A 22,754-nucleotide genomic window follows, 5' to 3' on the forward strand; every position below is an offset into this window, starting at 1 on the left:
TCAGTGGACTACCATCACGACTCGCCGAAGAAGTCGATCGTCTTCGAGCCGGGCTTCAGTTTGACAATAGCCTTCTTCCAGTCCGGCGTGCGGCCGACGAACTTCCCCACGCGCTTCTGTTTGCCGTGCACATTCATGGTGTGCACGGACTCCACCTGAACGTCGAACAACTTTTCAATCGCCTTACGGATCTCAACCTTGTTCGCGCGGCGATCGACCTCAAACACATACTTGTTCTCTTCCATCAATTCCGTGGAGCGCTCCGTGATAATCGGGCGCTTGATCAAATCGCGCGGATCCATCAGGCGAACACCTCCTCCACCTTCTGAACGGCGTCCTTGGTCAGCACGAGATGGTCGTGACGGAGGAGTTCGTACACATTGAGGCCCGCCGCCTCCATGTACTTCACGTTCGGAACGTTGCGCGCCGAGAGGTAGACCGGCCGCTTCTTTTCGCCGTCCACAATCAGCGCCTTCTCCACATTCAAGTTTTGCAGGACGCCGACCATGTCCTTCGTCTTCGGGCGTTCAAACTCGAATCCTTCCACCACGACAATCTTGCCCTCTTGCACTTTGGAAGAGAGGGCGCTGTACAGCGCGGCGCGCCGTACCTTCTTCGGCACCTTGAACGCGTACGACCGCGGCGTCGGCCCATGCACCACGCCGCCTCCGCGCCACTGCGGCGCGCGAATGCTGCCTTGGCGCGCACGACCCGTACCCTTTTGGCGCCAGGGCTTGCGGCCACCGCCGGAAACTTCCGAGCGCGTCTTCGTCTTGTGCGTCCCGCGGCGCCGAGCGGCGAGATACTGCAGGACCACGATGTGCATCAGATCCGGCCGGATCGGCGCACCGAAGATCTTCTCCTTCAGCTCGATCTCGCCCACCTGCTGGCCGGCCGTGTTCAATACAGCGACTGTCGGCATGTCGTCTTCCTCCTTTCAGTCAGGCTCCTCACTGCTGAGCCGGCTGCTTCACAGCCGAGCGGATAGTCACAAACGAATTGCGAGGCCCCGGCACCGAACCTTTGATCAGAATGACGTTCTTCTCCGAATCGACCTTGACGACCTCGAGGTTCTGCACGGTCACCCGCTCGCCTCCCATGCGCCCCGCCATCGTCTGACCCTTGAACGTGCGGTTTGGCGCGATGGATCCGAGCGAACCCACGCCGCGGTGATACTTCGAACCGTGCGCCATCGGCCCGCGATGCTGATTGTGGCGCTTAATGGGGCCCGCGAAGCCCTTGCCCTTCGACACGCCGGTCACATCCACGATATCGCCAGGCGCAAAGATGTCAGCCTTCAACTGTTGCCCAACCTCGTAGTCTCCCACGTTCACGCCGCGGATCTCACGGATGTACCGCTTGGGGGCCGTACCGGCCTTCGCCGCATGCCCAACTTCCGGCTTCGTCGCACGACTCGCCTTCTTGTCCGCAAAGCCCAGCTGAATCGCCTCATAGCCATCCCTGTCCAGGACGCGCTTGTGGAGCACGACACACGGGCCTGCCTCAATCACTGTCACCGGCACAACGTCTCCGTCCTCCGTGAAGACCTGCGTCATGCCGAGCTTGCGCCCGAGAATTCCTTTCAAAGCGTGCACCTCCTCGTCGCACGTTACAACGCATCCACGCGTTTCACACTATGATCAAAGCTTGATCTCGATGTCCACACCCGAAGGCAGGTCGAGGCGCATGAGCGCATCCACCGTCTGCGGCGTCGGATTGTGGATGTCGATCAATCGCTTGTGCGTGCGAATCTCAAACTGCTCCCGCGAATCCTTGTACTTGTGAGGAGCGCGCAGAATCGTGTACACCTCGCGATCCGTCGGAAGCGGCACAGGCCCAGACACCTTCGCCCCCGAGCGTTTCGCCGTTTCGACGATGCGCTCCGCAGATTGATCCAATACCGTGTGATCATACGCCTTCAGGCGGATCCGGATCTTTTGCTTCGCCATATGTTTTCCCTCCTTTGTCGCCCAATTCGTTGGACATACTCAGCGGAAATTCCCCCAGCGGTATCCCATATGGCGCTGGACACATGGGCAACCTTCCGCCTCATCGCCTTAAGAGACCAACGCCCGATATTATACTAGACGCTCGATGCGCTGACAAGAGCCGCGCGCCAGTTCAGTCTCGGCAGCTCCGCACCGGCGCTGAGTCCGCCCACATGCGAGAAGGCGGCCTGATGACCGCCTTCTCACCATTGCTATGCACTTGCCGCGCGGAACGGCGTTATTGCGTGATCTTGGTCACGACGCCAGCGCCGACCGTACGACCGCCCTCGCGAATCGAGAAGCGCGTACCCTCCTCGACAGCGATGGGAGCGATGAGCTCCACAGACATGGAGATGTTGTCGCCAGGCATCACCATCTCGGTGCCCTCCGGCAACTGGACAACCCCCGTGACGTCTGTCGTACGGAAGTAGAATTGCGGCCGATAGCCGTTGAAGAACGGCGTGTGGCGGCCACCTTCTTCTTTCGTCAGGACGTAAACCTCAGCCTCGAACTTCGTGTGAGGGTTGATGCTGCCAGGTTTGCAGAGAACCTGTCCACGCTCCACGTCCTTGCGCTCCACGCCGCGCAACAGAGCACCGATGTTGTCACCCGCCTGCGCCTCGTCGAGGAGCTTCCGGAACATCTCGATACCTGTCGCAACCGTCTTGCGGCGGTCCTCACGCAGGCCCACGATCTCGACCTCGTCACCGACCTTCAACGTGCCGCGCTCCACACGACCCGTCGCCACGGTACCACGACCGGTGATGGTGAACACGTCCTCGACCGGCATGAGGAACGGCTTCGACGTGTCGCGCTCCGGCGTCGGGATGTACTCGTCCACCGCGGCCATGAGCTCGTCGATCTTCGCAACCCACTGCGGATCGCCTTCCAGAGCCTTCAGAGCGGAACCGCGGACAACCGGCACATCGTCGCCAGGGAACTCATACTCGTTGAGAAGCTCGCGAACTTCCATCTCGACGAGATCGAGCAGTTCCTCGTCGTCCACCATGTCACACTTGTTGAGGAACACGACGATGTACGGAACGCCGACCTGCCGGGACAGGAGGATGTGCTCGCGGGTCTGCGGCATCGGGCCGTCAGCAGCGGACACCACGAGGATGGCGCCGTCCATCTGCGCAGCACCGGTGATCATGTTCTTCACGTAGTCAGCGTGCCCAGGGCAGTCCACGTGCGCGTAGTGGCGGTTGTCGGTCTCATACTCGACGTGCGCCGTGTTGATGGTGATACCGCGCTCGCGCTCTTCCGGAGCCCTGTCAATGTCCTCGTAACGCTGCGCCTTTGCCTTACCCTTCGCAGCCAACACGGACGTGATGGCAGCGGTCAGGGTCGTCTTGCCATGGTCGACGTGGCCGATGGTCCCAATGTTGACGTGGGGTTTCGTGCGCTCAAATTTCTCCTTAGCCACCAGAGTTCACTCCTTATTCGCCTTTGTTCTTCTTGATAATCCCCTCTGCAACGTTCCGCGGAACCTCGTCGTAATAGGCGAGTTCCATCGAATACGTGCCGCGCCCTTGCGTGCGCGACCGCAGAGAGGTCGAATAACCAAACATCTCAGCCAGAGGCACATAGGCCTTGATGACGCTGGCGTTGCCGCGCGTCTCCATGCCCTCCACGCGGCCGCGGCGGGCGTTGACGTCGCCCAGAATATCACCCATGTACTCCTCGGGCACCGTCACTTCGACGCGCATGACAGGTTCGAGGAGGGTGGGATTCGCCTTCTCGGCACCAGCCTTCAGCGCCATGGATCCGGCGATTTTGAAGGCCATTTCGCTGGAGTCCACCTCGTGATACGAGCCGTCGTACAGCGTGGCCTTGATGTCTACCAGCGGATAACCCGCCAGCACGCCATTGCGCATGGCCTCCTGGATGCCTTCTTCGACAGCGGGGATGTACTCCTTCGGCACCACACCGCCGACGATCTTGTTCTCGAACACGAAGCCCTGCCCGCGCTCGAGCGGCTCCAAAATGATCTTGACGTGGCCATATTGGCCGCGCCCGCCCGACTGCCGGACGAAGCGCCCCTCTTGATCCACGCGCTTCGTGATGGTCTCGCGGTACGCCACCTGGGGCTTGCCCACGTTGCACTCGACCTTGAACTCGCGCTGCATGCGGTCGACGATGATCTCCAGGTGCAGCTCGCCCATTCCCTGGATGATGGTCTGACCCGTCTCCTGGTCCGTGTACGTCCGGAAGGTCGGATCCTCTTCGGCGAGCTTCTGGAGCGCGAGCGCCATCTTGTCCTGGTCCGCCTTGGTCTTCGGCTCGATGGACACCGAGATGACCGGGTCCGGGAAGTCCATGGACTCCAGAACGACGACGTTCTTCTCGTCGCACAAAGTGTCGCCCGTGGTGGTATCCTTGAGTCCCACAGCAGCGGCGATGTCGCCCGCGTAGACCTCTTCGATCTCCTCGCGGTGATTGGCGTGCATCTGCAAGATGCGTCCAATACGCTCGCGCTTGCCCTTGGTCGAGTTCAGCACGTACGAGCCCGACTGCAGCGTGCCTGAGTACACGCGGAAGAAGGCCAGCTTTCCGACGAACGGGTCGCTCATAATCTTAAACGCGAGCGCCGCAAACGGCTCGGTGTCGGACGAGTGGCGCTCCACCTCTTGACCCTCGGGCGTGAAGCCTTTGATGGCCGGGATGTCGTTCGGTGCCGGGAGATACTCCACGACGGCATCCAACATCGGCTGGACGCCCTTGTTGCGGTAGGAAGATCCGCACAGCACCGGGAAGAGGACGCCTTTGCAGGTGCCCTCGCGGAGCCCCGCCTTGATCTCTTCGATGGTCAGCTCTTCGCCCTCGAGGTACTTCATCATGAGTTCCTCGTTGACCTCGGCGACGGCCTCGATCATCTCAGCGCGCTTTTCCTCGGCGAGCGACTGCATCTCCGGCGGGATGTCCGTGTTCTCGGCGCGCGTGCCGAGATCGTCCGTGTAAATGATGGCCTTCATCTCGATGAGATCGACCATTCCCTTGAACGTGTCCTCCGCGCCGATGGGCAGCTGAATCGGGACCGCCTTGGCACCCAGGCGGTTCTTCATCTGATCGACGCACGCGAGGAAGTCCGCGCCCACGATGTCCATCTTGTTGACATAGGCGATACGAGGAACGTGATACTTGTCTGCCTGCCGCCACACCGTCTCCGACTGGGGCTCGACGCCCATTTTGGCGTCGAAGACCGCGACCGCCCCGTCGAGCACGCGCAGGGAACGCTCCACCTCGACCGTGAAGTCCACGTGCCCTGGCGTGTCGATGATGTTGATGCGGTGCCCCTTCCATTGACAGGTCGTAGCGGCGGACGTGATGGTGATCCCGCGCTCCTGCTCCTGGACCATCCAGTCCATCGTCGCGGCACCTTCGTGCACCTCGCCGATCTTGTGGACGCGGCCAGTGTAAAACAGGATACGCTCGGTCGTCGTTGTCTTACCGGCATCGATGTGAGCGATGATGCCGATATTCCGCGTCTTCTCGAGCGGGAATGCGCGTGCCATCGCGCCGCCTCCCTTCTAACCGTCAGATTACCAGCGATAATGTGCGAATGCCTTGTTGGCTTCCGCCATGCGGTGGGTGTCCTCACGCTTGCGGACGGCGCCACCGGCGTTGTTGGCGGCATCCATCAACTCGGCAGCCAGGCGGTACTCCATGCCCTTTTCGCTCCGCAGGCGCGCGTATTGCACCAACCAGCGAAGGCCGAGGGAAATCCGGCGTTCCGGGCGCACCTCCACGGGCACCTGGTAGTTCGATCCGCCCACGCGGCGAGCCTTGACCTCCAGCACGGGCATCACATTCCGCATCGCCGCCTCAAAGACCTCCATCGGATCCTTGCCGGTGCGCTCGCGGATGATGTCGAACGCCCGGTAGACGATGCGCTCCGCGATCCCCTTCTTGCCGTCCACCATCACCTTGTTGATGAGGCGAGCCACCAACTTGTTGTTGTACACGGGATCCGGCAACACGTCACGCTTTGGGACGGGCCCCTTTCTCGGCACACTGCCCCCTCCTTTCCAAACAAACCTCACGCCAAACTGAAATGCTCAACCGCGCGCAGCCGAACGCCCTTACTTCTTCGGCCGCTTCGCGCCGTACTTCGAGCGACCCTGCATGCGATCCTTCACACCGGCCGCATCCAACGCACCGCGGACGATGTGGTAGCGAACGCCAGGCAGGTCCTTGACGCGTCCGCCGCGCACAAGCACGACCGAGTGCTCCTGCAGGTTGTGCCCGATGCCCGGAATATACGCCGTGACTTCAATCGTGTTCGTCAGGCGAACACGCGCGTATTTCCGCAGGGCGGAGTTCGGCTTCTTCGGCGTCATCGTGCCCACACGCGTGCAGACACCGCGCTTTTGCGGAGACGGCAGATCCGTGAGCTTCTTGATCTGGCTGTTGTAGCCGAATTGCAGCGCAGGCGCCTTGGACTTCTTCACGACGGCCTTCCGGCCTTTGCGCACCAATTGGTTGATGGTCGGCACCCGTGCACCTCCTCTCGTGTGTTCCAAATCACCGCGGTTGACCCTTTCGCAAGACCACAGACCCTGGCGGTTCATCGGTCCGCAAACAAAAAGCACGCCGAAGCGAAACGCCGCTACTCCCCCAGAATGCAGGCGGAAGCCGCGCCGACCTCTATGCCGCAAGCCTTCCCGAGTTGCCGCATGGTGTCGACCCATTCAATCGGAACTCCGAGCTTCGACGCCAATTGCACCACGGGTTCTGTCACCCTCGGCTCGGCATCCTTCGCGACATACACGCACACCACACGACCAGACGGTTGCCTCAACGCCTTCAGCGTCTGGTTGGTGCCGACGGTCTTCTTCTTCGCTTGGCGTATGTCGTCAAGGGACACCGCACGATCCTCCTCAATGGAAAACATCGTGCTGACGCACACTAGGGAATTCTATCATCGCGCTTTCCGGGCTGTCAACCAAACGCAGGTCGACAGCCCGAATTTCCCAGCGCCTCGGCAGCCCTTATTCCGCGCTCGGGACGGCCTCTGGTTCGGCATCCGCGTCGCCCGTGACCGCGACTTCTGCGTCGCCCTGGTGCACCAGCTCCGGCTCCACGCTGCGGTACCTCACCATGCCCGTGCCCGCCGGGATCAGCTTGCCGATGATCACGTTCTCCTTCAGGCCGAGCAGCCGATCCACTTTGCCCTTGATGGCCGCCTCGGTGAGCACGCGCGTCGTCTCCTGGAACGACGCAGCCGAAAGGAACGAATCGGTCTCGAGGGACGCCTTGGTGATGCCGAGCAGGGCCGGACGCGCCACCGCAGGCTCTTGGCCCGAGAGGAGCGCCTCGCGGTTGGCCGCCTCGTAATCGAACAGATCCACATAGGTCCCCGGCAGCAGTTCCGTGTCGCCGGCATCGAGAATGCGAACTTTGCGCAACATCTGCCGGATCATGACCTCGATGTGCTTGTCGTTGATGTCCACGCCCTGCAGCCGATAGACGCGCTGTACTTCGCGCAGCAGATAGTTCTGCACACCCTGCAGGCCCTTGACGCGCAGCATTTCCTTCGGGTCGACCGAGCCCTCCGTGAGCTCCTCACCGGCTTCCAACTGCTGGCCGACACTGACCCGAATCCGAGAGCCATATGGGATCTGGTACGTCTTCGTCTCGCTCTCGCCGGTGAGCTCGATCTCGCGCTTGTCCTTGCCCTCGCGAATGTCGGTGATCACGCCATCGAACTCCGCGATCACGGCCTGGCCTTTCGGGTTACGCGCTTCGAAGAGCTCCTGCACGCGCGGCAGACCTTGCGTGATATCGTCGCCCGCGACGCCACCCGTGTGGAACGTGCGCATCGTGAGCTGCGTGCCCGGTTCGCCGATGGACTGCGCGGCAATAATGCCGACCGCTTCTCCCACCTCGACCATGTCGCCCGTCGCCAGGTTCCGGCCGTAGCAGAGCTGGCACACCCCGTGGCGCGTGCGACAGGTCAGCACGGAGCGGATGGTGACCTCTTTGATGCCCGCCGTGACAATCTTGTCCGCGGCCTCTTCGTCGATCATCTCGTTCTTGCCGACGATCTTCTCGCCCGTCTCCGGATGATACACATCCTGGAACGCGATTCGGCCTTCGAGGCGATCGCGCAGGTCTTCGATGACCTCGCTGCCGTCGCGGATTTCCATCACGCGCAGGCCCTTGTCGGTCCCGCAGTCGTGCTCGCGGACAATCGTGTCCTGCGCGACGTCGACGAGGCGGCGCGTGAGGTAACCCGAGTCGGCCGTCCGGAGCGCCGTATCGGCAAGGCCTTTGCGTGCACCGTGCGTCGAGATGAAGTACTCCAGCACGGACAGCCCCTCACGGAAGTTCGACTTGATGGCCAGCTGGATGATCTCGCCGGACGGATTCGCCATTAGACCGCGCATACCGGCGAGCTGAGTGATCTGCGAGTTGGAACCACGCGCACCCGAGGTGGCCATCATGTAAATAGGATTGAACTGGTCCATGCTCTCCATGAGGATGGACGAGATCTGCTCCTTGGCCTCCGACCAAATCTGGCTGAAGGTCACATACTGCTCCTCTTCCGTGATGAGGCCGCGCCGATATTGAAGCTTCAGCTTGTGCTCCTTGGCGTCCGCTTCGGCGATGATGCGCTTCTTCTCCTCAGGCACCACGACATCGCTGATGGAGATTGTGATGCCCGCGAGCGTCGAGTAGTGGAACCCGAGCCGCTTCACCTTGTCGAGGATCTCGGCCGTCATCGTTGTGCCATAGCGGCGGAAGCATTCCGCCAGGATGTTGCCCAGGTCCTTCTTGATGACCGCCTTCGGCACCGGACGGTTGCGAATCGCCTCGCGGACATCCACGCCCTTTTCGAAGATGAACGTGTCGTCCGGCGGACCTCCGAGCAGGTTCGACTTCGCCGCCGAATTCAGGTACGGGAAGTCGGCCGGGAAAATGCTGTTGAAGATGAGCTTGCCCGGCGTCGTGATCAAGAGTGCGTTCGCCTGCGCCTCGGTAAACGACGTCTTACCGATCACGTTGGCTGGCAGCACGATGCGCGTCTGCAGCGTGATCAGCCGCTGCTGGAGGGCGTACTCCACCTCGGACACGGACGCAAACACCTTGCCTTCGGCAGGGGCGCCCTCCCGCTCAATGGTCAAATAGTACGAGCCGAGCACCATGTCCTGCGTCGGCGTCACGACCGGCTTGCCATCCTTCGGGTTGAGGATGTTATGGGCAGCCAGCATGAGCAGGCGCGCTTCCGCCTGGGCCTCCGCAGACAGCGGCACGTGCACCGCCATCTGATCGCCGTCAAAGTCCGCATTGTATGCCGTGCAGACGAGCGGGTGCAACTTGATCGCCCGGCCTTCAACGAGAATGGGCTCGAAGGCCTGAATACCCAAGCGGTGCAGCGTCGGCGCGCGGTTCAACAGCACGGGGTGCTGCTTGATGACGTCTTCCACAACGTCCCAAACCTCGTCCGACACGCGCTCGACCTTGCGCTTCGCGCTCTTGATGTTGTGCGCAAGGCCGCGCGCCACGAGTTCCTTCATGACGAACGGCTTGAAGAGCTCGAGAGCCATCTCTTTCGGCAGGCCGCACTGGTACATGCGCAGCTCGGGCCCCACCACAATGACGGATCGGCCGGAATAGTCGACGCGCTTGCCGAGCAGGTTCTGGCGGAAGCGGCCCTGCTTGCCTTTCAGCATGTGCGACAGGCTCTTCAGCGGCCGATTGCCTGGCCCCGTCACCGGGCGACCCCGCCGGCCGTTGTCGATCAGCGCGTCCACAGCCTCCTGCAGCATCCGCTTCTCGTTCTGCACAATGATGTCGGGCGCGCCGAGATCGAGCAGGCGCTTCAGGCGGTTGTTGCGGTTGATGACACGGCGGTACAGGTCGTTCAGGTCGGACGTGGCGAAACGACCGCCGTCCAACTGCACCATCGGGCGCAAGTCAGGCGGAATCACCGGCAGCGCCTCGAGGATCATCCAACTCGGCTTGTTGCCGGACTGGCGAAATGCCTCAATGACTTCAAGCCGCTTGATGGCGCGGTTCCGCCGCTGTCCCTGGGCCGTGCGCAGCTCCTCGCGCAGGACCTCCACCTCGCGGTCGAGATCGATCTCCTGCAGAAGCGTGCGAATCGCCTCGGCGCCCATGCCCGCCTTGAACGCATAGCCGTACTTCTCGCGGTAGGAGCGGTACTCCTTCTCCGAAAGAAGCTGCTTCTTTTCGAGCGGCGTGTCGCCGGGATCGGTCACCACGTACGATGCAAAGTAGATGACCTCCTCGAGCGCCCGCGGCGACATGTCGAGGATCAGCCCCATGCGGCTCGGGATGCCCTTGAAGAACCAGATGTGCGAGACAGGCGCCGCCAGCTCGATGTGCCCCATGCGCTCGCGCCGCACCTTGGACCGCGTGACCTCGACGCCGCACCGGTCACACACGACGCCCTTGTAGCGGATCCGCTTGTACTTGCCGCAGTGGCACTCCCAATCCCGCGTCGGGCCGAAGATCTTTTCGCAGAACAGCCCTTCCTTCTCCGGGCGGAGTGTGCGGTAGTTGATGGTCTCCGGCTTCTTCACCTCGCCGTGCGACCAAGAGCGGATCTTTTCTGGCGACGCGAGCCCAATCTTCATGAACTCAAAGTTGTTCAGGTCAAACAACTTGTGCACCCTCCAATCGTCGTGCCTGGGTATCGGTCTCGCACAGGGTCAATCGCCGACCTCGTTGTACTCCAGGTTCAGATTGAGCTTGTCGGGGCTGTCCTCGTCGTCGTCCATCTCCTTCATCTCGATCTCGCGCTCGTCGCCGCTCAAGATCTTCACGTCCATCCCCAGGCTCTGGAGCTCCTTGATGAGCACCTTGAACGACTCCGGCACACCCGGCTCCGGCACGTTCTCGCCCTTGACGATGGCCTCGTACGTCTTGACGCGTCCCACCACGTCGTCCGACTTGACCGTGAGGAGCTCCTGCAGCGTGTAAGCCGCGCCGTACGCCTCCAGGGCCCAGACCTCCATCTCGCCAAACCGCTGTCCTCCGAACTGCGCCTTGCCTCCGAGCGGCTGTTGGGTGACGAGCGAGTACGGACCCGTGGAGCGCGCGTGGATCTTGTCGTCCACCAGGTGATGCAGCTTCATCATGTACACGTATCCCACGGTGACGCGGTTTTCGAACGGCTCGCCGCTCCGGCCGTCGTAGAGCACCTGCTTGCCGTCCTCGGGCAAGCCAGCCTCGCGCAGCGTCTCAAACACGTCCTCCGGCTTGGCGCCGTCAAACACCGGCGTGGCCATCTTCAGCCCCAGCACCTTCGCGGCCATGCCCAGGTGCGTCTCCAGCACCTGACCGATGTTCATACGCGACGGCACGCCGAGCGGATTCAGGACGATCTCGACTGGCGTCCCATCCTCGAGGAACGGCATATCCTCCTCCGGCAGGATGCGCGCCACGACACCCTTGTTCCCGTGGCGACCGGCCATCTTGTCGCCCTCCGAGATCTTGCGCTTCTGCGCGACGTAGACGCGCACCAACTGGTTCACGCCAGCGGGCAGCTCGTCGCCGTTCTCGCGCGTGAACACCTTGACGTCCACGACGATCCCGGCACCTCCATGCGGCACGCGCAGCGACGTGTCGCGCACTTCGCGAGCCTTCTCGCCGAAAATCGCGTGCAGCAGCCGCTCTTCCGCGGTAAGCTCCGTCACGCCCTTCGGCGTCACCTTGCCGACGAGGATGTCGTTCGTCGTGATCTCCGCGCCGATACGGATGATCCCGCGTTCGTCGAGGTTTTTGAGCGTGTCTTCGCCGACGTTCGGGATGTCGCGAGTGATCTCCTCTGGCCCGAGCTTCGTGTCGCGCGCCTCAATTTCGTACTCCTCGATGTGGATGGACGTGTAGACGTCCTCCTTCACCATCTTTTCCGAGATGAGAATCGCGTCCTCGTAGTTGTAGCCCTCCCAGGTCATGAACGCGACGAGCACGTTCCGGCCGAGCGCCAGCTCGCCCTTTTGTGTCGCCGGGCCGTCCGCGAGAATGTCCCCAACTTTGACGCGATCGCCCTCGCGCACGATGGGCCTCTGGTTCAGGCACGTGTTCTGGTTCGAACGCGCGAACTTGATCAGCTTGTATTTGTGGATGTTCCCCTTCACGACCTGCCCATCCACGACGGCCTCTTCGCGCACCCAGATCTCGCGGGCCGTCACACGCTCCACGACGCCATTGTGCTTGGAAACCACGCAAACCCCGGAGTCCTTCGCCGCCTGGTACTCCATCCCCGTCCCCACGAACGGCGAATCCGTCACGAGCAGCGGCACTGCCTGGCGCTGCATGTTCGATCCCATGAGCGCGCGGTTCGCGTCGTCGTTTTCAAGGAACGGGATGAGCGCCGTCGCAACGGACACCACCTGCTTCGGCGACACGTCCATGTAGTCAATTCGATCTCGGCTCACGGTGATCACGTCCTCGCGCGAGCGCACCGTGATCTCCTCGGAGACGAAATGACCGTCCTCTGTCAGAGGCTCGTTCGCCTGCGCAATGAGGTAGTTTTCCTCCTCATCCGCCGTCAGGTAATCAATCTGATCCGTGACCACGCCCGTCTCTGGATCGACGCGCCGGTATGGCGTCTCGATGAAGCCGTACTCGTTGACGCGCGCAAAGGTCGAGAGCGAGTTGATGAGGCCGATGTTCGGACCTTCGGGCGTCTCGATGGGGCACATGCGGCCGTAGTGCGAGTAGTGCACGTCGCGCACTTCGAAGCCGGCCCGCTCACGCGTGAGGCCACCGGGCCCGAGCGCCGAAAGACGCCGCTTGTGCGTGAGTTCGGCGAGCGGATTCGTCTGATCCATGAACTGCGACAGCTGGCTCGATCCAAAGAACTCCTTGATGGCCGCAATCACCGGGCGGATGTTGATCAGCGCCTGCGGTGTGATGGCGCTCGCGTCCTGAATGGACATGCGCTCGCGCACCACGCGCTCCATGCGGGAGAGCCCGATGCGGAACTGATTCTGCAACAGCTCGCCCACCGACCGGAGGCGCCGGTTGCCCAGGTGATCAATGTCATCCGTCGTCCCAACGCCGCGCAGCAGGTTGAAGAAGTACGAGATGGCGGCAATGATGTCGGACGGCGTGATGTATTTGACGTCCGACGGCAGTTCTCCGTTCGAGATGACGTGCAGAATCTTTCCGTCCTCCGCCGGACTGAAGATCTTCACCATCTGCAGCGGAATCTCGTCGTGCTCAAACAAGTCGCGCGTGCCGCGGATGCTGAATCGCCCAACCCTGCCCGACAGGCGAGGAATCAACCGGTCCAGCGTGCGGCGGTCCAAGACGGCCCCGGCTTCGGCAATGATCTCGCCCGTCTCTTCGTCGACGATGGTCTCCGCCAAGCGCTGATTCAACAGGCGATTTTTCAGATGGAGCTTCTTGTTGATCTTGTACCGCCCAACCGCGGCGAGATCGTACCGCTTGGGATCGAAGAACCGCGACGCAAGCAGGGCACGCGCGTTCTCCACCGTCGGCGGCTCACCCGGGCGCAAGCGCTCATAAATCTCGATGAGCGCGCGCTCCGTCGAGTCCGTGGTATCCTTGTCCAGCGTATTCTGCAAGTACTCGTCCTCGCCCAACAGTTCGATGATCTCGGCGTCCGACGACAAGCCGAGCGCCCGGAGCAGGACCGTGATGGGCAACTTGCGGGTGCGGTCAATTCGGACGTACACGACGTCCTTCGCGTCCGTCTCAAATTCGAGCCATGCGCCCCGATTGGGAATCACCGTGGCCGCGAACGTACGTTTGCCATTCTTGTCGATCTTGCTGCTATAATAGACGCTGGGGGAGCGGACGAGCTGGCTTACGATGACGCGCTCCGCACCGTTGATGATGAAGGTGCCGGTCTCGGTCATGAGCGGAAAGTCGCCGAGAAACACCTCTTGCTCTTTGACCTCGCCCGTCTCCTTGTTGAGCAGACGAACTTTCACGCGAAGCGGCGCCGCGTAAGTCACATCGCGCTCCTTCGATTCTTCCACGTCGTACTTGGGCTCGCCGAGGCTGTAATCCACGAATTCGAGCACAAGGTTCCCGGTGAAGTCCGTGATGGGAGAGATGTCCGCGAAGGTCTCGCGCAGTCCTTCCCGCAGGAACCACTCGTACGACTTCTGCTGGATCTCAATGAGGTTTGGGAGATCGAGGACCTCGCGAATGCGCGCGTAACTGCGGCGCTCCGCCCATCCGTACTTGACCATGTGTCCCTGCAAAACCGTCACCCCTCAAGCGGATTTGTTGGACGATGCGCAAAGGAGGCTTTGCATCAGAGGTCTTCTTGAGCTCGGACGAGCCAAGTCAGACAAAGAGACAAGCGCCGCACACAAAAAGACGCCAGGACGACGCCCGATGAGCGACCGCCTGTTCTGGACTTTTGCGTGCAGCACTTCTCTTTCAACTCGGCATGCTAGACGATGATGGACACGCCAGTCGTATTCACCTATTCCCCAAAATGATGGATTTTATGCGCGAAGAGGAGGCATCCGTCCAAACAACTCAGTTTGCATTGGTTGATGATATCACATGCCGTTATGTTGATCAAGTGAAAAATGCCCTTCCCACCTCCCGATGGTGGCGATGCCGGACCTACCGAGGTTGCCTCACCGCGCAGAACACATAGTAGCCCGCCTTCCTGTGCGCGATATCCACCCGCTCAAACAGTTCCCGCAGCTTCGCCTCGGTGGACGGCGCCCCGTGCTTCTTCTGAATCACAACCCAGAGCTTCCCTCCGGGCTTCAGGGCTCGCCGCGCCTCTTCGTACAGGCGAAACACCGTCGCCTTTCCCGCGCGAATCGGCGGATTCATCAGGACGTGATCGAATTGAACCTCAAGTTGCGGAGGGATGCCGTCGTGTTCAATCACCTTAGGTGGAGGCACAAGGTCCATCGTATTGCGACGCGCCAGCTCCACCGCCCGGCGATTGACGTCGATCATCCACCATTCAACGCCAGCGTAGGCGCGGGCCAGAATCGCCGTCACCGGGCCGTAGCCACAGCCGAGATCGAGCGCGGATGCGGCGCCTGTCAAATCCACCGATTCAATCAGGCGGCGCGTGCCTTCGTCCAAACCCGCCTTGCTGAACACACCGCGATCCGTCACCAACTCCACCGTGAAGCCGCGGACTTCAATCCGCACGACGCGTTCTTCGCTCGGCGCAGAAGGATTGTCCCGAAAGTAATGCTCCACGTCGCCACCTCCGGCGCATCGAAAAAGGGTGCCCAATGGGCACCCCTCTCGCACTGCAGTTGTCTTACTTGACCTCGACCGAAGCGCCAGCCTCTTCGAGCTTCGCCTTGATGCTCTCGGCCTCTTCCTTGGAGACCTTCTCCTTGATGGGCTTCGGGGCGCCGTCCACGAGGTCCTTCGCTTCCTTCAGGCCGAGGCCCGTGATCTCGCGCACCACCTTGATGACGTTGATCTTCGAGGCGCCCGCGGACGCGAGGATCACGTCGAACTCCGTCTGCTCCGCCTGAGCGGCCTCACCAGCCCCCGGCATGGCACCCGCAAACGCGACCGGCGCAGCCGCCGTCACGCCGAACTCTTCCTCGATGGCCTTTACGAGCTCGTTCAACTCGAGCACCGTCATGTTTTTCACAGCTTCCAAGATCTCAGCCGTGGTCATCACAAAGCCCTCCTCATCCAATGTTCTGTATTCGAATCCAAACTCCGAACTTCACGCACCGAGCGCCTGCTTCACTCGGCAGGAGCAGCCTCGCCGTCCTGCTTTTCGGCCACCTGCGACAGCACGTACGCCAGGTTGCGCATGGGCGCCTGCAGGACGCTGAGCAGCATCGACAGAAGCCCCTCGCGCGACGGCAGCTTCGCAAGCGACTCAATCTCCTTGGCATCGACGACCTTGCCCTCGACATAGCCGCCCTTGAGCTCGAGCGCCTTGTGTTCGCGCGAAAACTCGTGCAGGATTTTTGCCGGCGCAACCGGATCGTCATAGCTGAAGGCAATGGCCGTTGGTCCAGCCAGGAGCGCGTCCAGCCCCTCAATCTCGGCCTGCTCGGCGGCGCGCGTCGTCAACGTGTTCTTGACGACGGAGTATTCGATCCCGGCCTGGCGCAGGCGCGCCCGCAGCTCGGTGTCCTCCGCCACCGTGAGGCCGCGGTAGTCAGCGAGCACGATGCTCTTGCTGCGGCGCATCCGCTCGGCGACGGACTGCACGATCTGCTCTTTTTCGGCACGGCGAATCGCCAAATCGCCCACCTCCCCGCAAAATGTCACCTTTACACAGCGAAAGGCGCCTCGACGACGCGAGGCGCCCACGAAATTCGACATGCCCAATGCACATCGGTGCGGGAAACGCCTCGGCAGGCAACTTTCACTGCCCGATGAGGGCAGACCTGCTGTCTACGGCCTTTCGCTATGGATGTTATATCATACAAACACCATTCTGGCCAGCGGCCAGACCCGACGGCTCACTCGCCAACGGCCGCGCGCTGCGGGTTGACTCGAATGCCAGGGCCCATCGTCGACGAAACCGTCACGCCGCGCACGTACGTGCCCTTGGCGGCCGCCGGCTTCGCCTTCACCAGCGCACCCAAGAGAGCCCGGAAATTCTCCACAAGCTGCTCCTTCTCGAAGGAAGCCTTGCCAATCGGGCAGTGGATGATGCCAGCCTTGTCCAAGCGATATTCGACCTTACCGGACTTAATCTCGTTCACCGCGCGCGCGATGTCGAAGGTCACCGTACCGGTCTTCGGGTTTGGCATCAAGCCGCGGGGACCCAGAATACGACCGAGGCGGCCAACCGCCGGCATCATGTCCGGCGTCGCCACGGCCACGTCGAAGTCGAGCCAGCCCTGCGAGATCTTCTGAATCAGGTCGTCGTCGCCGACGAAGTCCGCGCCCGCCTCCTGCGCTTCGCGAGCCTTCTCACCCTTGGCAAACACGAGCACCCGTGGCGTCTTGCCCGTTCCGTGCGGCAGCACGACCGCGCCGCGGACCTGCTGATCCTGCTTCTTCGGATCCACGCCCAGCCGCACCGCGACTTCCACCGTCTCATCAAACTTCGCGGTGGCGGTCTTCTTCACGAGGTCCATCGCCTCGTCCACGTCGTACAGTTTATCGCGATCCACGAGCTTGTGAATCTCCTGGAGACGCTTGCTGAGCTTTGCCATGTCACTCACCTCCGCGTGGTAATCGGTTGTGGAAACCTCCCACGGCCTCCCGCATGCCGTCAGTCGACAACCGTGATGCCCATGCTGCGGGCCGTGCCCTCGACCATCCGCATGGCGGCCTCGATCGACGCAGCATTCAGGTCTTGCATCTTCTGTTCGGCGATCTCGCGAACTTGCGCTCGCGTGACCTTGCCCACTTTGACGCGATTCGGTTCAGCCGAACCCGACTCGACGCCGGCCGCCTTCTTAAGCAACACGGAAGCCGGCGGGGTCTTCAGTTCAAACGTGTACGAGCGATCCTCATACACGTAGATGACGACCGGAATGATCAAACCGACCTGATCGGCCGTGCGCGCATTGAACTCCTTACAGAAGCCCATGATGTTGCCCACTTGCGCTTGGCCGAGCGCAGGACCTACCGGCGGCGCAGGCGTTGCCTTCCCGGCTGGAATTTGCAGCTTCACAACCTTGACGACCTTCTTCGGCAACACAGCCACCTCCTTCACTCGAGATGTGGTGTTCGGGGTTTGCCCTCCCACAGGAAACCATCTATGCGAGCCCAGCGTTGGCCAGGCTACAGAAAGCCGCCGGCGTGACGCCGACGAGCTCACTGCCATATGTCAGACGGCGCAAGCCACCTCATGGAAGGTGCTCCACCTGGGTAAAATCGGCCTCCAACGGCGTTTCCCGCCCGAACATGGAGACGAGAACCTTGAGCTTTTGATGCTCAGGGTGAACCTCTTCCACCGTCCCAACCATGTCTGCAAACGGACCGCTGATCAAGCGCACAACGTCGCCGACCTTGAACTGGGCCACAGGCTTCGCCTCGTTGACACCCATGGAACTCAGGATCTGTTCGACCTCGTGCGGCATGAGCGGCATAGGTTTCGATCCGGCGCCGGGCGATCCGACAAAGCCGGTCACCCCAGGCGTGTTGCGCACGACATACCAGGAATCGTCCGTCATGATCATCTCGACGAGGACATATCCCGGATAGGTCTTGCGCTGCACCACGCGCTTTTTGCCGTTTTTAATTTCCACAGCCTCTTCCGTGGGCACGACGACGCGAAAAATTCGGTCCTCCATGCCCATGGTCTGCACCCGGCTTTCGAGGTTGCTCTTCACCTTGTTCTCGTAGCCCGAGTATGTGTGAATCACATACCACTGCTTCTCAAGATTCTCCATTGAGCAGGGCGAGCAGCCCGCCACCCCCATGACGCGTTAGTCTACGCCGATGGCCGACATCGCCGCAGAAATCCCGATGTCAAAACCCCAGATGAGCACGCCCAAAATGGCACACACCAAAAGACAGGCCGCCGTGTACACAATGACCTCACGGCGCTTCGGCCAACGAACGCGCTTTAACTCCCGGAACGACTCCTTGAAGAAGGCGACGATGCCCGTGCGCTTCGCGTGCTGATTCAGTTCCACGAGGGTATCGTTCGGTTTCGCCACGTTCGATGCTCCTTTGTGGGCCAAGAGCGGCGCCTTAACGGGTCTCGCGGTGCGTCGTGTGCGAGTTGCAGGTGGGGCAATACTTTTTCAGCTCGAGACGATCCGGATCATTCTTCTTGTTCTTCGTCGTCGTATAGTTCCTCTGTTTGCACTCCGTGCAAGCGAGGGTGATGATCTCGCGCATTTTGGCACCTCCCCGTGTCAACCGACCACGAAACCGATCTCTCGGTCATGGACGCAGAAACAGAAGAACCCCCGAACCGGGGCTCATACCTGCACAACATTATCATATCACGTTGCGCACCGTCAAGTATTTCTCCAGCTTTCGCTTGACCCGCTGAAGTGCGTTGTCGATGGATTTGACATGCCGGGCGAGATCCACGGCAATCTCCTGATACGAGCGACCGTCGAGGTACAGCATCAGTACCTGGCGCTCCAGATCGCTCAGCAATTCGGACATCTTACCCTCAATATCGTCGAATTCTTCCTGGTTTATAATCAGTTCTTCCGGATCCGCCACGCGCACGGTGCAGATGACATCCAGCAGCGTGCGATCCGAATCCTCGTCATAAATGGGCTTGTCCAGCGAAACGTAGGAATTGAGCGGAATATGCTTTTGTCTCGTGGCCGTTTTGATAGCGGTGATAATCTGGCGCGTGATGCACAGTTCGGCAAACGCCTTGAAGGAGGAGAGCTTGTCTCCGCGAAAATCGCGGATGGACTTGTACAGTCCAATCATGCCTTCCTGCACGATGTCTTCCCGATCAGCCCCGATGAGGAAATATGACCGCGCCTTCGCGCGAACGAAATTCTTGTATTTGTGAATTAGATAGTCGAGCGCGTCGGTGTCGCCGCGATGAACAGCCTCGACCAGCTCTTCGTCTGTCATCTTCTCGTAGGGCGCCGTGTCGTACGGCGGGGCCGCGTCGGCGTCTCTTGGTGTCGGCTGCGTCGACAAACTCTATCACCCCGAGCCTCGTGAATGACGCCATTATACATGATGGCATTTGAGAGGATCAATTGCGTTCAGACAGCAAAATAGGCGTCAGGACGCCATTTTCGACACATTGCACCTATCGCCGTCGCCATCGTTCGAGCTGATTCGCCAAGTCATCCGTGAGCGCATCGCGCAGCGTGCGTCGCTCGCCCGTCGTGTGCCGCCGCGTTTCGCGATCAATATCCTCTCTCATCCTGTCCAGCCGCACCAAAAGCTCGTTCGCGGAGATGCGCAACGCGCCACCGCCGAGCGCCACCTGCTGCTCGGCCGCATCCGACGTGGCCACCGTGATCTCCCGGTATTCGTCCCGCAGTTCGTACACTAGCCGCTCAATTCGCGCGTCCGCCGTCTCCCCCGACTCCGTGAAGACGATGCGCACGCCCGCCTGCTCCTCCTCGTGCCCCGGCCCCGACCTGCGGTGCGCATCATACACGACGATCACGTCCTCACCGTACATCGCGCGGTACTGGCTCAACAGGTCCTCGATCTCGCGGCGCGCCTCCTCCAGATCCTCAATCTGCGCCAGGCTTCGGCCCGCGCGCCTCGCGATGACATTGTACCCATCGACAATCACGAGGCGCGCTGAACGCCCCTTACGCCCGCTGGCGGACCGCTTCATACAGCAGGACCCCCGCCGCGACCGAGGCGTTTAGACTCTGCACTCGACCCAGAATTGGGATGGAGACGAGAAAGTCACACTGCTCGCGAACCCACCGGCGCATCCCTTGGCCCTCGGAGCCGATGACGATAGCCGTGGGCCCCCGGTAATCGACCTCGGTATAGGGCACCTTGGCCTCCACGTCGGCGCCGACAATCCAATACCCCGCTTGCTTCAGCCGCTGCAGTGCCTGCGCGATATTCGCCACACGCGCCACGGGCATCGTCTCGAGCGCGCCTGCCGCCGCTTTCGCCACGACGTCGGTCACCTGCGCCTGCCTGCGCTTGCCGATAATGACGCCCTGCGCCCCCGATGCCTCCGCCGTGCGCAAAATCGCCCCAAAGTTGTGTGGATCGGCGATCTCGTCGAGCACCACCACAAGCGGGGCAACGCCGGTATCGCGCTGAAACACGTCGTCGAGATCGACGTACGCATACGGGGCCACCTGCGCAATGACGCCCTGGTGCGCACCCGCCATCTCGTCGAGCCGATTTCGAGGCACAAACTGCACCACCGCCCCGCGCGCCCTCGCCTTCGCCACAATGGCGTCCATGCCAGAAGCGCCTTCCGCCACCCACACCTTGTTCACAGGCCGTTCGCTCTCGAGCGCCGCCAGCACGGCGTGGCGGCCTTTGACGAGATCGGCCGCTTCTTCGGTTTGTGCCGTTCGGCGCCGCACGCCGTCTCTCATCGACATGTTCATGGCTCCCCTGTTTCGTCATTTTGCGCATCCAGCGCCGCGAGCGCACGAGCGGCAATTTCGTCAAGCCTCTCCCGCTCGCCCGTGGCGTACAGGTAGCCCACCAGCGCCTCGAAACCGGTCGCGAGCCGGTAGACCACGACATCGACATTCCGGCGCGTGTGGGCCGACTTCTGATTGCGCCCTCGGCGAATCACGTCTCGCTCGGCGTCCGTCAGCATGGGCTCCAGCAGCCGAAGCGCCTCGGCCTGTGAAGCGGCGGAGACGTAGCGTGTCGCCTGGCGCTGCAGATCGTGCGGGCGGAGGATGCCGAGATTTAGGCAGTGGTTGCGCGCATAGATCTCCCACACCGCGTCACCCAAAAACGCGAGCGCGAGCGGTGAGACGTCCTCCACCCGCCAGTTCCGCTTCATGATTCGTAGCTCCAGCGCGTGCCGTACGGGGTATCTTCAAGGACGATGCCTCGATGCCGAAGCTTGTCACGAATCTCGTCCGCCCGCGCGAAGTCGCGCCGCTTCCGGGCTTCGGCGCGCTCCGCGATGAGTCGCTCGATCTCGTCTTCCAGCCGCTCCTCTTCCTTCTTCGGAATACCAAGGACGTCGAGCAGTTCGACGAACAGGTCGCGGTACAAGAGGAGGTCGCCGACGCTCAAGCCGCCCTCTTCCAAGCGCGTGTTGACCAAGCGCACGCCGTCGAAGATGGCCGCCATCCCGTCCGCCGTGTTGAAGTCGTCGTCCATCGCCTGGATGAAGGCGCTGCGGATCTGATCCACGTCGGATCGCCCCTCGGTAGACGGTTCATGCTCCGCGCGATCGAGCGCGCCGCGCAGCGACGCCAGCGCCTCCGCGCGGTGTTCCAAGTCCCGAATCAAGCGGTCGATCCGCGCCAGCGCCTGCTCCGCCTGGTCCAGCGCCTCCTCGGTGTAATTCAGCGGGTTCCGATAGTGCGCGGACAGGAGGAAGAAGCGCACGGCCCTCGGGTCCCGGCGCTCGAGAAGATCTCGCGTCATGATGAAGTTGCCTGTGGACTTGGACATCTTCTCGCCATTGATGTTCAGTGTCCCGTTGTGCAACCAATACCGCGCGAACGTCTTGCCCGAATGTGCCTCGCTCTGGGCGATCTCGTTCTCGTGATGAGGAAAGACGAGATCGCGCCCGCCCGCGTGGATGTCGATTTGCTCACCGAGGTACAGGTAATTCATGACGGAGCATTCGATATGCCAACCTGGACGCCCAGGCCCCCACGGGCTCGACCACCACTCCTCGCCAGGCTTCGCCGCCTTCCAGAGTGCAAAATCGGCCGGATCGTCCTTTTCATCCTGAACTTCGATGCGATAGCCTGCTCGCATGTCGTCCGGCGACTGATGTGAGAGCTTCCCGTACTCCGGGAAGGAAGACGTGTCAAAATAGACGCTGCCGTTTCGCTCGTAGGCGTGGCCGCGATTTATCAAATCCTGGACGAAGCGAATGATATCGTCGACGCATTCGGTGACCCTGGGATGCACAGTGGCACGCCGAACGAACAACTTGCCTGCGTCCTCGAAGTAATAGCGGATATTTTCCTCGGCGAGTTCGCGCGGGCTGATGCCAAGCTCCTGCGCGCGTTGAATGATGCGATCGTCAATGTCGGTGAAATTTTGCACGAATCGCACATCGTAGCCTCGATACTCGAGATAACGGCGAATGGTGTCGAAGACGACGAACATGCGCGCGTTCCCGAGGTGAAAGTAGTGATAGACCGTCGGGCCGCACGCGTAAAACCGCACTTTGCCGGGTTCGAGCGTCTGAAGCGGCTCCTTTTTGCTCGTCAGGCTGTTGTACAGGACAATCCCCAC

Annotated in this window: 24 protein-coding genes; all 24 read right to left on the bottom strand. The window is 61.5% G+C overall.

Annotated features, from left to right (window positions below; genetic code table 11):
- Nucleotides 1–14 precede the first annotated feature (14 nt).
- Complete coding sequence (gene rplW / locus AMA01_RS02015) at nucleotides 15–302, bottom strand: 50S ribosomal protein L23 (protein ID WP_067846510.1); 288 nt, start codon at nucleotides 300–302, stop codon at nucleotides 15–17.
- Nucleotides 302–922 carry a 50S ribosomal protein L4 gene (gene rplD / locus AMA01_RS02020; RefSeq protein WP_067846513.1) on the bottom strand — a complete coding sequence of 207 codons (621 nt, stop codon included), beginning with the start codon at nucleotides 920–922 and terminating at the stop codon, nucleotides 302–304. Before rplD ends, rplW begins: the two co-directional genes overlap by 1 nt.
- 28 nt (nucleotides 923–950) lie before the next feature.
- Entirely contained in the window at nucleotides 951–1,586 is a 636-nt protein-coding gene (gene rplC, locus AMA01_RS02025; protein ID WP_082743888.1) for a 50S ribosomal protein L3, read from the bottom strand.
- A gap of 54 nt (nucleotides 1,587–1,640) precedes the next feature.
- A complete protein-coding gene (gene rpsJ / locus AMA01_RS02030; RefSeq protein WP_067846516.1) occupies nucleotides 1,641–1,949 on the bottom strand; it encodes a 30S ribosomal protein S10 in 309 nt (102 codons plus the stop codon).
- A gap of 277 nt (nucleotides 1,950–2,226) precedes the next feature.
- Nucleotides 2,227–3,414 (bottom strand): elongation factor Tu, encoded by a 1,188-nt coding sequence (gene tuf, locus AMA01_RS02035; RefSeq protein ID WP_067846519.1) that lies wholly within the window; start codon nucleotides 3,412–3,414, stop codon nucleotides 2,227–2,229.
- A gap of 13 nt (nucleotides 3,415–3,427) precedes the next feature.
- On the bottom strand, nucleotides 3,428–5,503 hold the full coding sequence (gene fusA, locus AMA01_RS02040) for an elongation factor G (protein WP_067846524.1): 2,076 nt from the start codon (nucleotides 5,501–5,503) through the stop codon (nucleotides 3,428–3,430).
- A gap of 27 nt (nucleotides 5,504–5,530) precedes the next feature.
- A complete protein-coding gene (rpsG, locus tag AMA01_RS02045; RefSeq protein ID WP_067846526.1) occupies nucleotides 5,531–6,001 on the bottom strand; it encodes a 30S ribosomal protein S7 in 471 nt (156 codons plus the stop codon).
- 69 nt (nucleotides 6,002–6,070) lie between these two features.
- Nucleotides 6,071–6,484, bottom strand: coding sequence for a 30S ribosomal protein S12 (rpsL, locus tag AMA01_RS02050; protein WP_067846529.1), 414 nt, complete (start codon nucleotides 6,482–6,484; stop codon nucleotides 6,071–6,073).
- A gap of 113 nt (nucleotides 6,485–6,597) precedes the next feature.
- Nucleotides 6,598–6,855, bottom strand: coding sequence for a ribosomal L7Ae/L30e/S12e/Gadd45 family protein (locus tag AMA01_RS02055; protein ID WP_067846532.1), 258 nt, complete (start codon nucleotides 6,853–6,855; stop codon nucleotides 6,598–6,600).
- 124 nt (nucleotides 6,856–6,979) lie between these two features.
- A complete protein-coding gene (rpoC, locus tag AMA01_RS02060) occupies nucleotides 6,980–10,618 on the bottom strand; it encodes a DNA-directed RNA polymerase subunit beta' (protein WP_067846535.1) in 3,639 nt (1,212 codons plus the stop codon).
- 48 nt (nucleotides 10,619–10,666) lie between these two features.
- On the bottom strand, nucleotides 10,667–14,185 hold the full coding sequence (gene rpoB / locus AMA01_RS02065; protein WP_376738330.1) for a DNA-directed RNA polymerase subunit beta: 3,519 nt from the start codon (nucleotides 14,183–14,185) through the stop codon (nucleotides 10,667–10,669).
- A 385-nt stretch (nucleotides 14,186–14,570) separates the two neighbouring features.
- Entirely contained in the window at nucleotides 14,571–15,170 is a 600-nt protein-coding gene (locus tag AMA01_RS02070; protein ID WP_067846541.1) for a class I SAM-dependent methyltransferase, read from the bottom strand.
- A 64-nt stretch (nucleotides 15,171–15,234) separates the two neighbouring features.
- Entirely contained in the window at nucleotides 15,235–15,609 is a 375-nt protein-coding gene (gene rplL, locus AMA01_RS02075; RefSeq protein ID WP_231862779.1) for a 50S ribosomal protein L7/L12, read from the bottom strand.
- A gap of 68 nt (nucleotides 15,610–15,677) precedes the next feature.
- Entirely contained in the window at nucleotides 15,678–16,187 is a 510-nt protein-coding gene (gene rplJ, locus AMA01_RS02080; RefSeq protein ID WP_067846547.1) for a 50S ribosomal protein L10, read from the bottom strand.
- 221 nt (nucleotides 16,188–16,408) lie between these two features.
- Entirely contained in the window at nucleotides 16,409–17,110 is a 702-nt protein-coding gene (gene rplA / locus AMA01_RS02085; RefSeq protein WP_067846550.1) for a 50S ribosomal protein L1, read from the bottom strand.
- 59 nt (nucleotides 17,111–17,169) lie between these two features.
- Nucleotides 17,170–17,598: a 50S ribosomal protein L11 gene (rplK, locus tag AMA01_RS02090; RefSeq protein ID WP_067846553.1), complete on the bottom strand. Its 429-nt coding sequence runs from the start codon at nucleotides 17,596–17,598 to the stop codon at nucleotides 17,170–17,172.
- 151 nt (nucleotides 17,599–17,749) lie between these two features.
- Nucleotides 17,750–18,295, bottom strand: coding sequence for a transcription termination/antitermination protein NusG (gene nusG / locus AMA01_RS02095; RefSeq protein WP_067846556.1), 546 nt, complete (start codon nucleotides 18,293–18,295; stop codon nucleotides 17,750–17,752).
- Between the two features lie 36 nt (nucleotides 18,296–18,331).
- On the bottom strand, nucleotides 18,332–18,565 hold the full coding sequence (gene secE / locus AMA01_RS02100) for a preprotein translocase subunit SecE (protein ID WP_231862780.1): 234 nt from the start codon (nucleotides 18,563–18,565) through the stop codon (nucleotides 18,332–18,334).
- A gap of 34 nt (nucleotides 18,566–18,599) precedes the next feature.
- Entirely contained in the window at nucleotides 18,600–18,749 is a 150-nt protein-coding gene (rpmG, locus tag AMA01_RS02105) for a 50S ribosomal protein L33 (protein WP_008339831.1), read from the bottom strand.
- Between the two features lie 102 nt (nucleotides 18,750–18,851).
- Nucleotides 18,852–19,523, bottom strand: coding sequence for an RNA polymerase sporulation sigma factor SigH (sigH, locus tag AMA01_RS02110; RefSeq protein ID WP_062305105.1), 672 nt, complete (start codon nucleotides 19,521–19,523; stop codon nucleotides 18,852–18,854).
- A 115-nt stretch (nucleotides 19,524–19,638) separates the two neighbouring features.
- Complete coding sequence (locus tag AMA01_RS02115; protein ID WP_067846563.1) at nucleotides 19,639–20,181, bottom strand: YacP-like NYN domain-containing protein; 543 nt, start codon at nucleotides 20,179–20,181, stop codon at nucleotides 19,639–19,641.
- On the bottom strand, nucleotides 20,156–20,923 hold the full coding sequence (gene rlmB / locus AMA01_RS02120; protein ID WP_067846566.1) for a 23S rRNA (guanosine(2251)-2'-O)-methyltransferase RlmB: 768 nt from the start codon (nucleotides 20,921–20,923) through the stop codon (nucleotides 20,156–20,158). The genes AMA01_RS02115 and rlmB overlap by 26 nt, the downstream gene beginning before the upstream one ends.
- Complete coding sequence (locus AMA01_RS02125) at nucleotides 20,920–21,333, bottom strand: Mini-ribonuclease 3 (RefSeq protein WP_067846569.1); 414 nt, start codon at nucleotides 21,331–21,333, stop codon at nucleotides 20,920–20,922. Before AMA01_RS02125 ends, rlmB begins: the two co-directional genes overlap by 4 nt.
- Nucleotides 21,330–22,754, bottom strand: coding sequence for a cysteine--tRNA ligase (cysS, locus tag AMA01_RS02130; RefSeq protein ID WP_067846572.1), 1,425 nt, complete (start codon nucleotides 22,752–22,754; stop codon nucleotides 21,330–21,332). Before cysS ends, AMA01_RS02125 begins: the two co-directional genes overlap by 4 nt.

The sequence above is a fragment of the Alicyclobacillus mali NBRC 102425 genome (genome assembly GCF_001570745.1).
GTDB lineage: Bacteria > Bacillota > Bacilli > Alicyclobacillales > Alicyclobacillaceae > Alicyclobacillus > Alicyclobacillus mali.

What these genes read in the sequence shown, in the direction of transcription:
- rplW (WP_067846510.1), bottom strand. Translation starts at nt 302, where the DNA reads ATGGATCCGCGCGATTTGATCAAGCGCCCGATTATCACGGAGCGCTCC.
- rplD (WP_067846513.1), bottom strand. Translation starts at nt 922, where the DNA reads ATGCCGACAGTCGCTGTATTGAACACGGCCGGCCAGCAGGTGGGCGAG.
- rpsJ (WP_067846516.1), bottom strand. Translation starts at nt 1,949, where the DNA reads ATGGCGAAGCAAAAGATCCGGATCCGCCTGAAGGCGTATGATCACACG.
- fusA (WP_067846524.1), bottom strand. Translation starts at nt 5,503, where the DNA reads ATGGCACGCGCATTCCCGCTCGAGAAGACGCGGAATATCGGCATCATC.
- rpoB (WP_376738330.1), bottom strand. Translation starts at nt 14,185, where the DNA reads ATGGTCAAGTACGGATGGGCGGAGCGCCGCAGTTACGCGCGCATTCGC.
- rplA (WP_067846550.1), bottom strand. Translation starts at nt 17,110, where the DNA reads ATGGCAAAGCTCAGCAAGCGTCTCCAGGAGATTCACAAGCTCGTGGAT.
- nusG (WP_067846556.1), bottom strand. Translation starts at nt 18,295, where the DNA reads ATGGAGAATCTTGAGAAGCAGTGGTATGTGATTCACACATACTCGGGC.
- rpmG (WP_008339831.1), bottom strand. Translation starts at nt 18,749, where the DNA reads ATGCGCGAGATCATCACCCTCGCTTGCACGGAGTGCAAACAGAGGAAC.
- AMA01_RS02115 (WP_067846563.1), bottom strand. Translation starts at nt 20,181, where the DNA reads ATGAAGCGGTCCGCCAGCGGGCGTAAGGGGCGTTCAGCGCGCCTCGTG.
- rlmB (WP_067846566.1), bottom strand. Translation starts at nt 20,923, where the DNA reads ATGAACATGTCGATGAGAGACGGCGTGCGGCGCCGAACGGCACAAACC.
- AMA01_RS02125 (WP_067846569.1), bottom strand. Translation starts at nt 21,333, where the DNA reads ATGAAGCGGAACTGGCGGGTGGAGGACGTCTCACCGCTCGCGCTCGCG.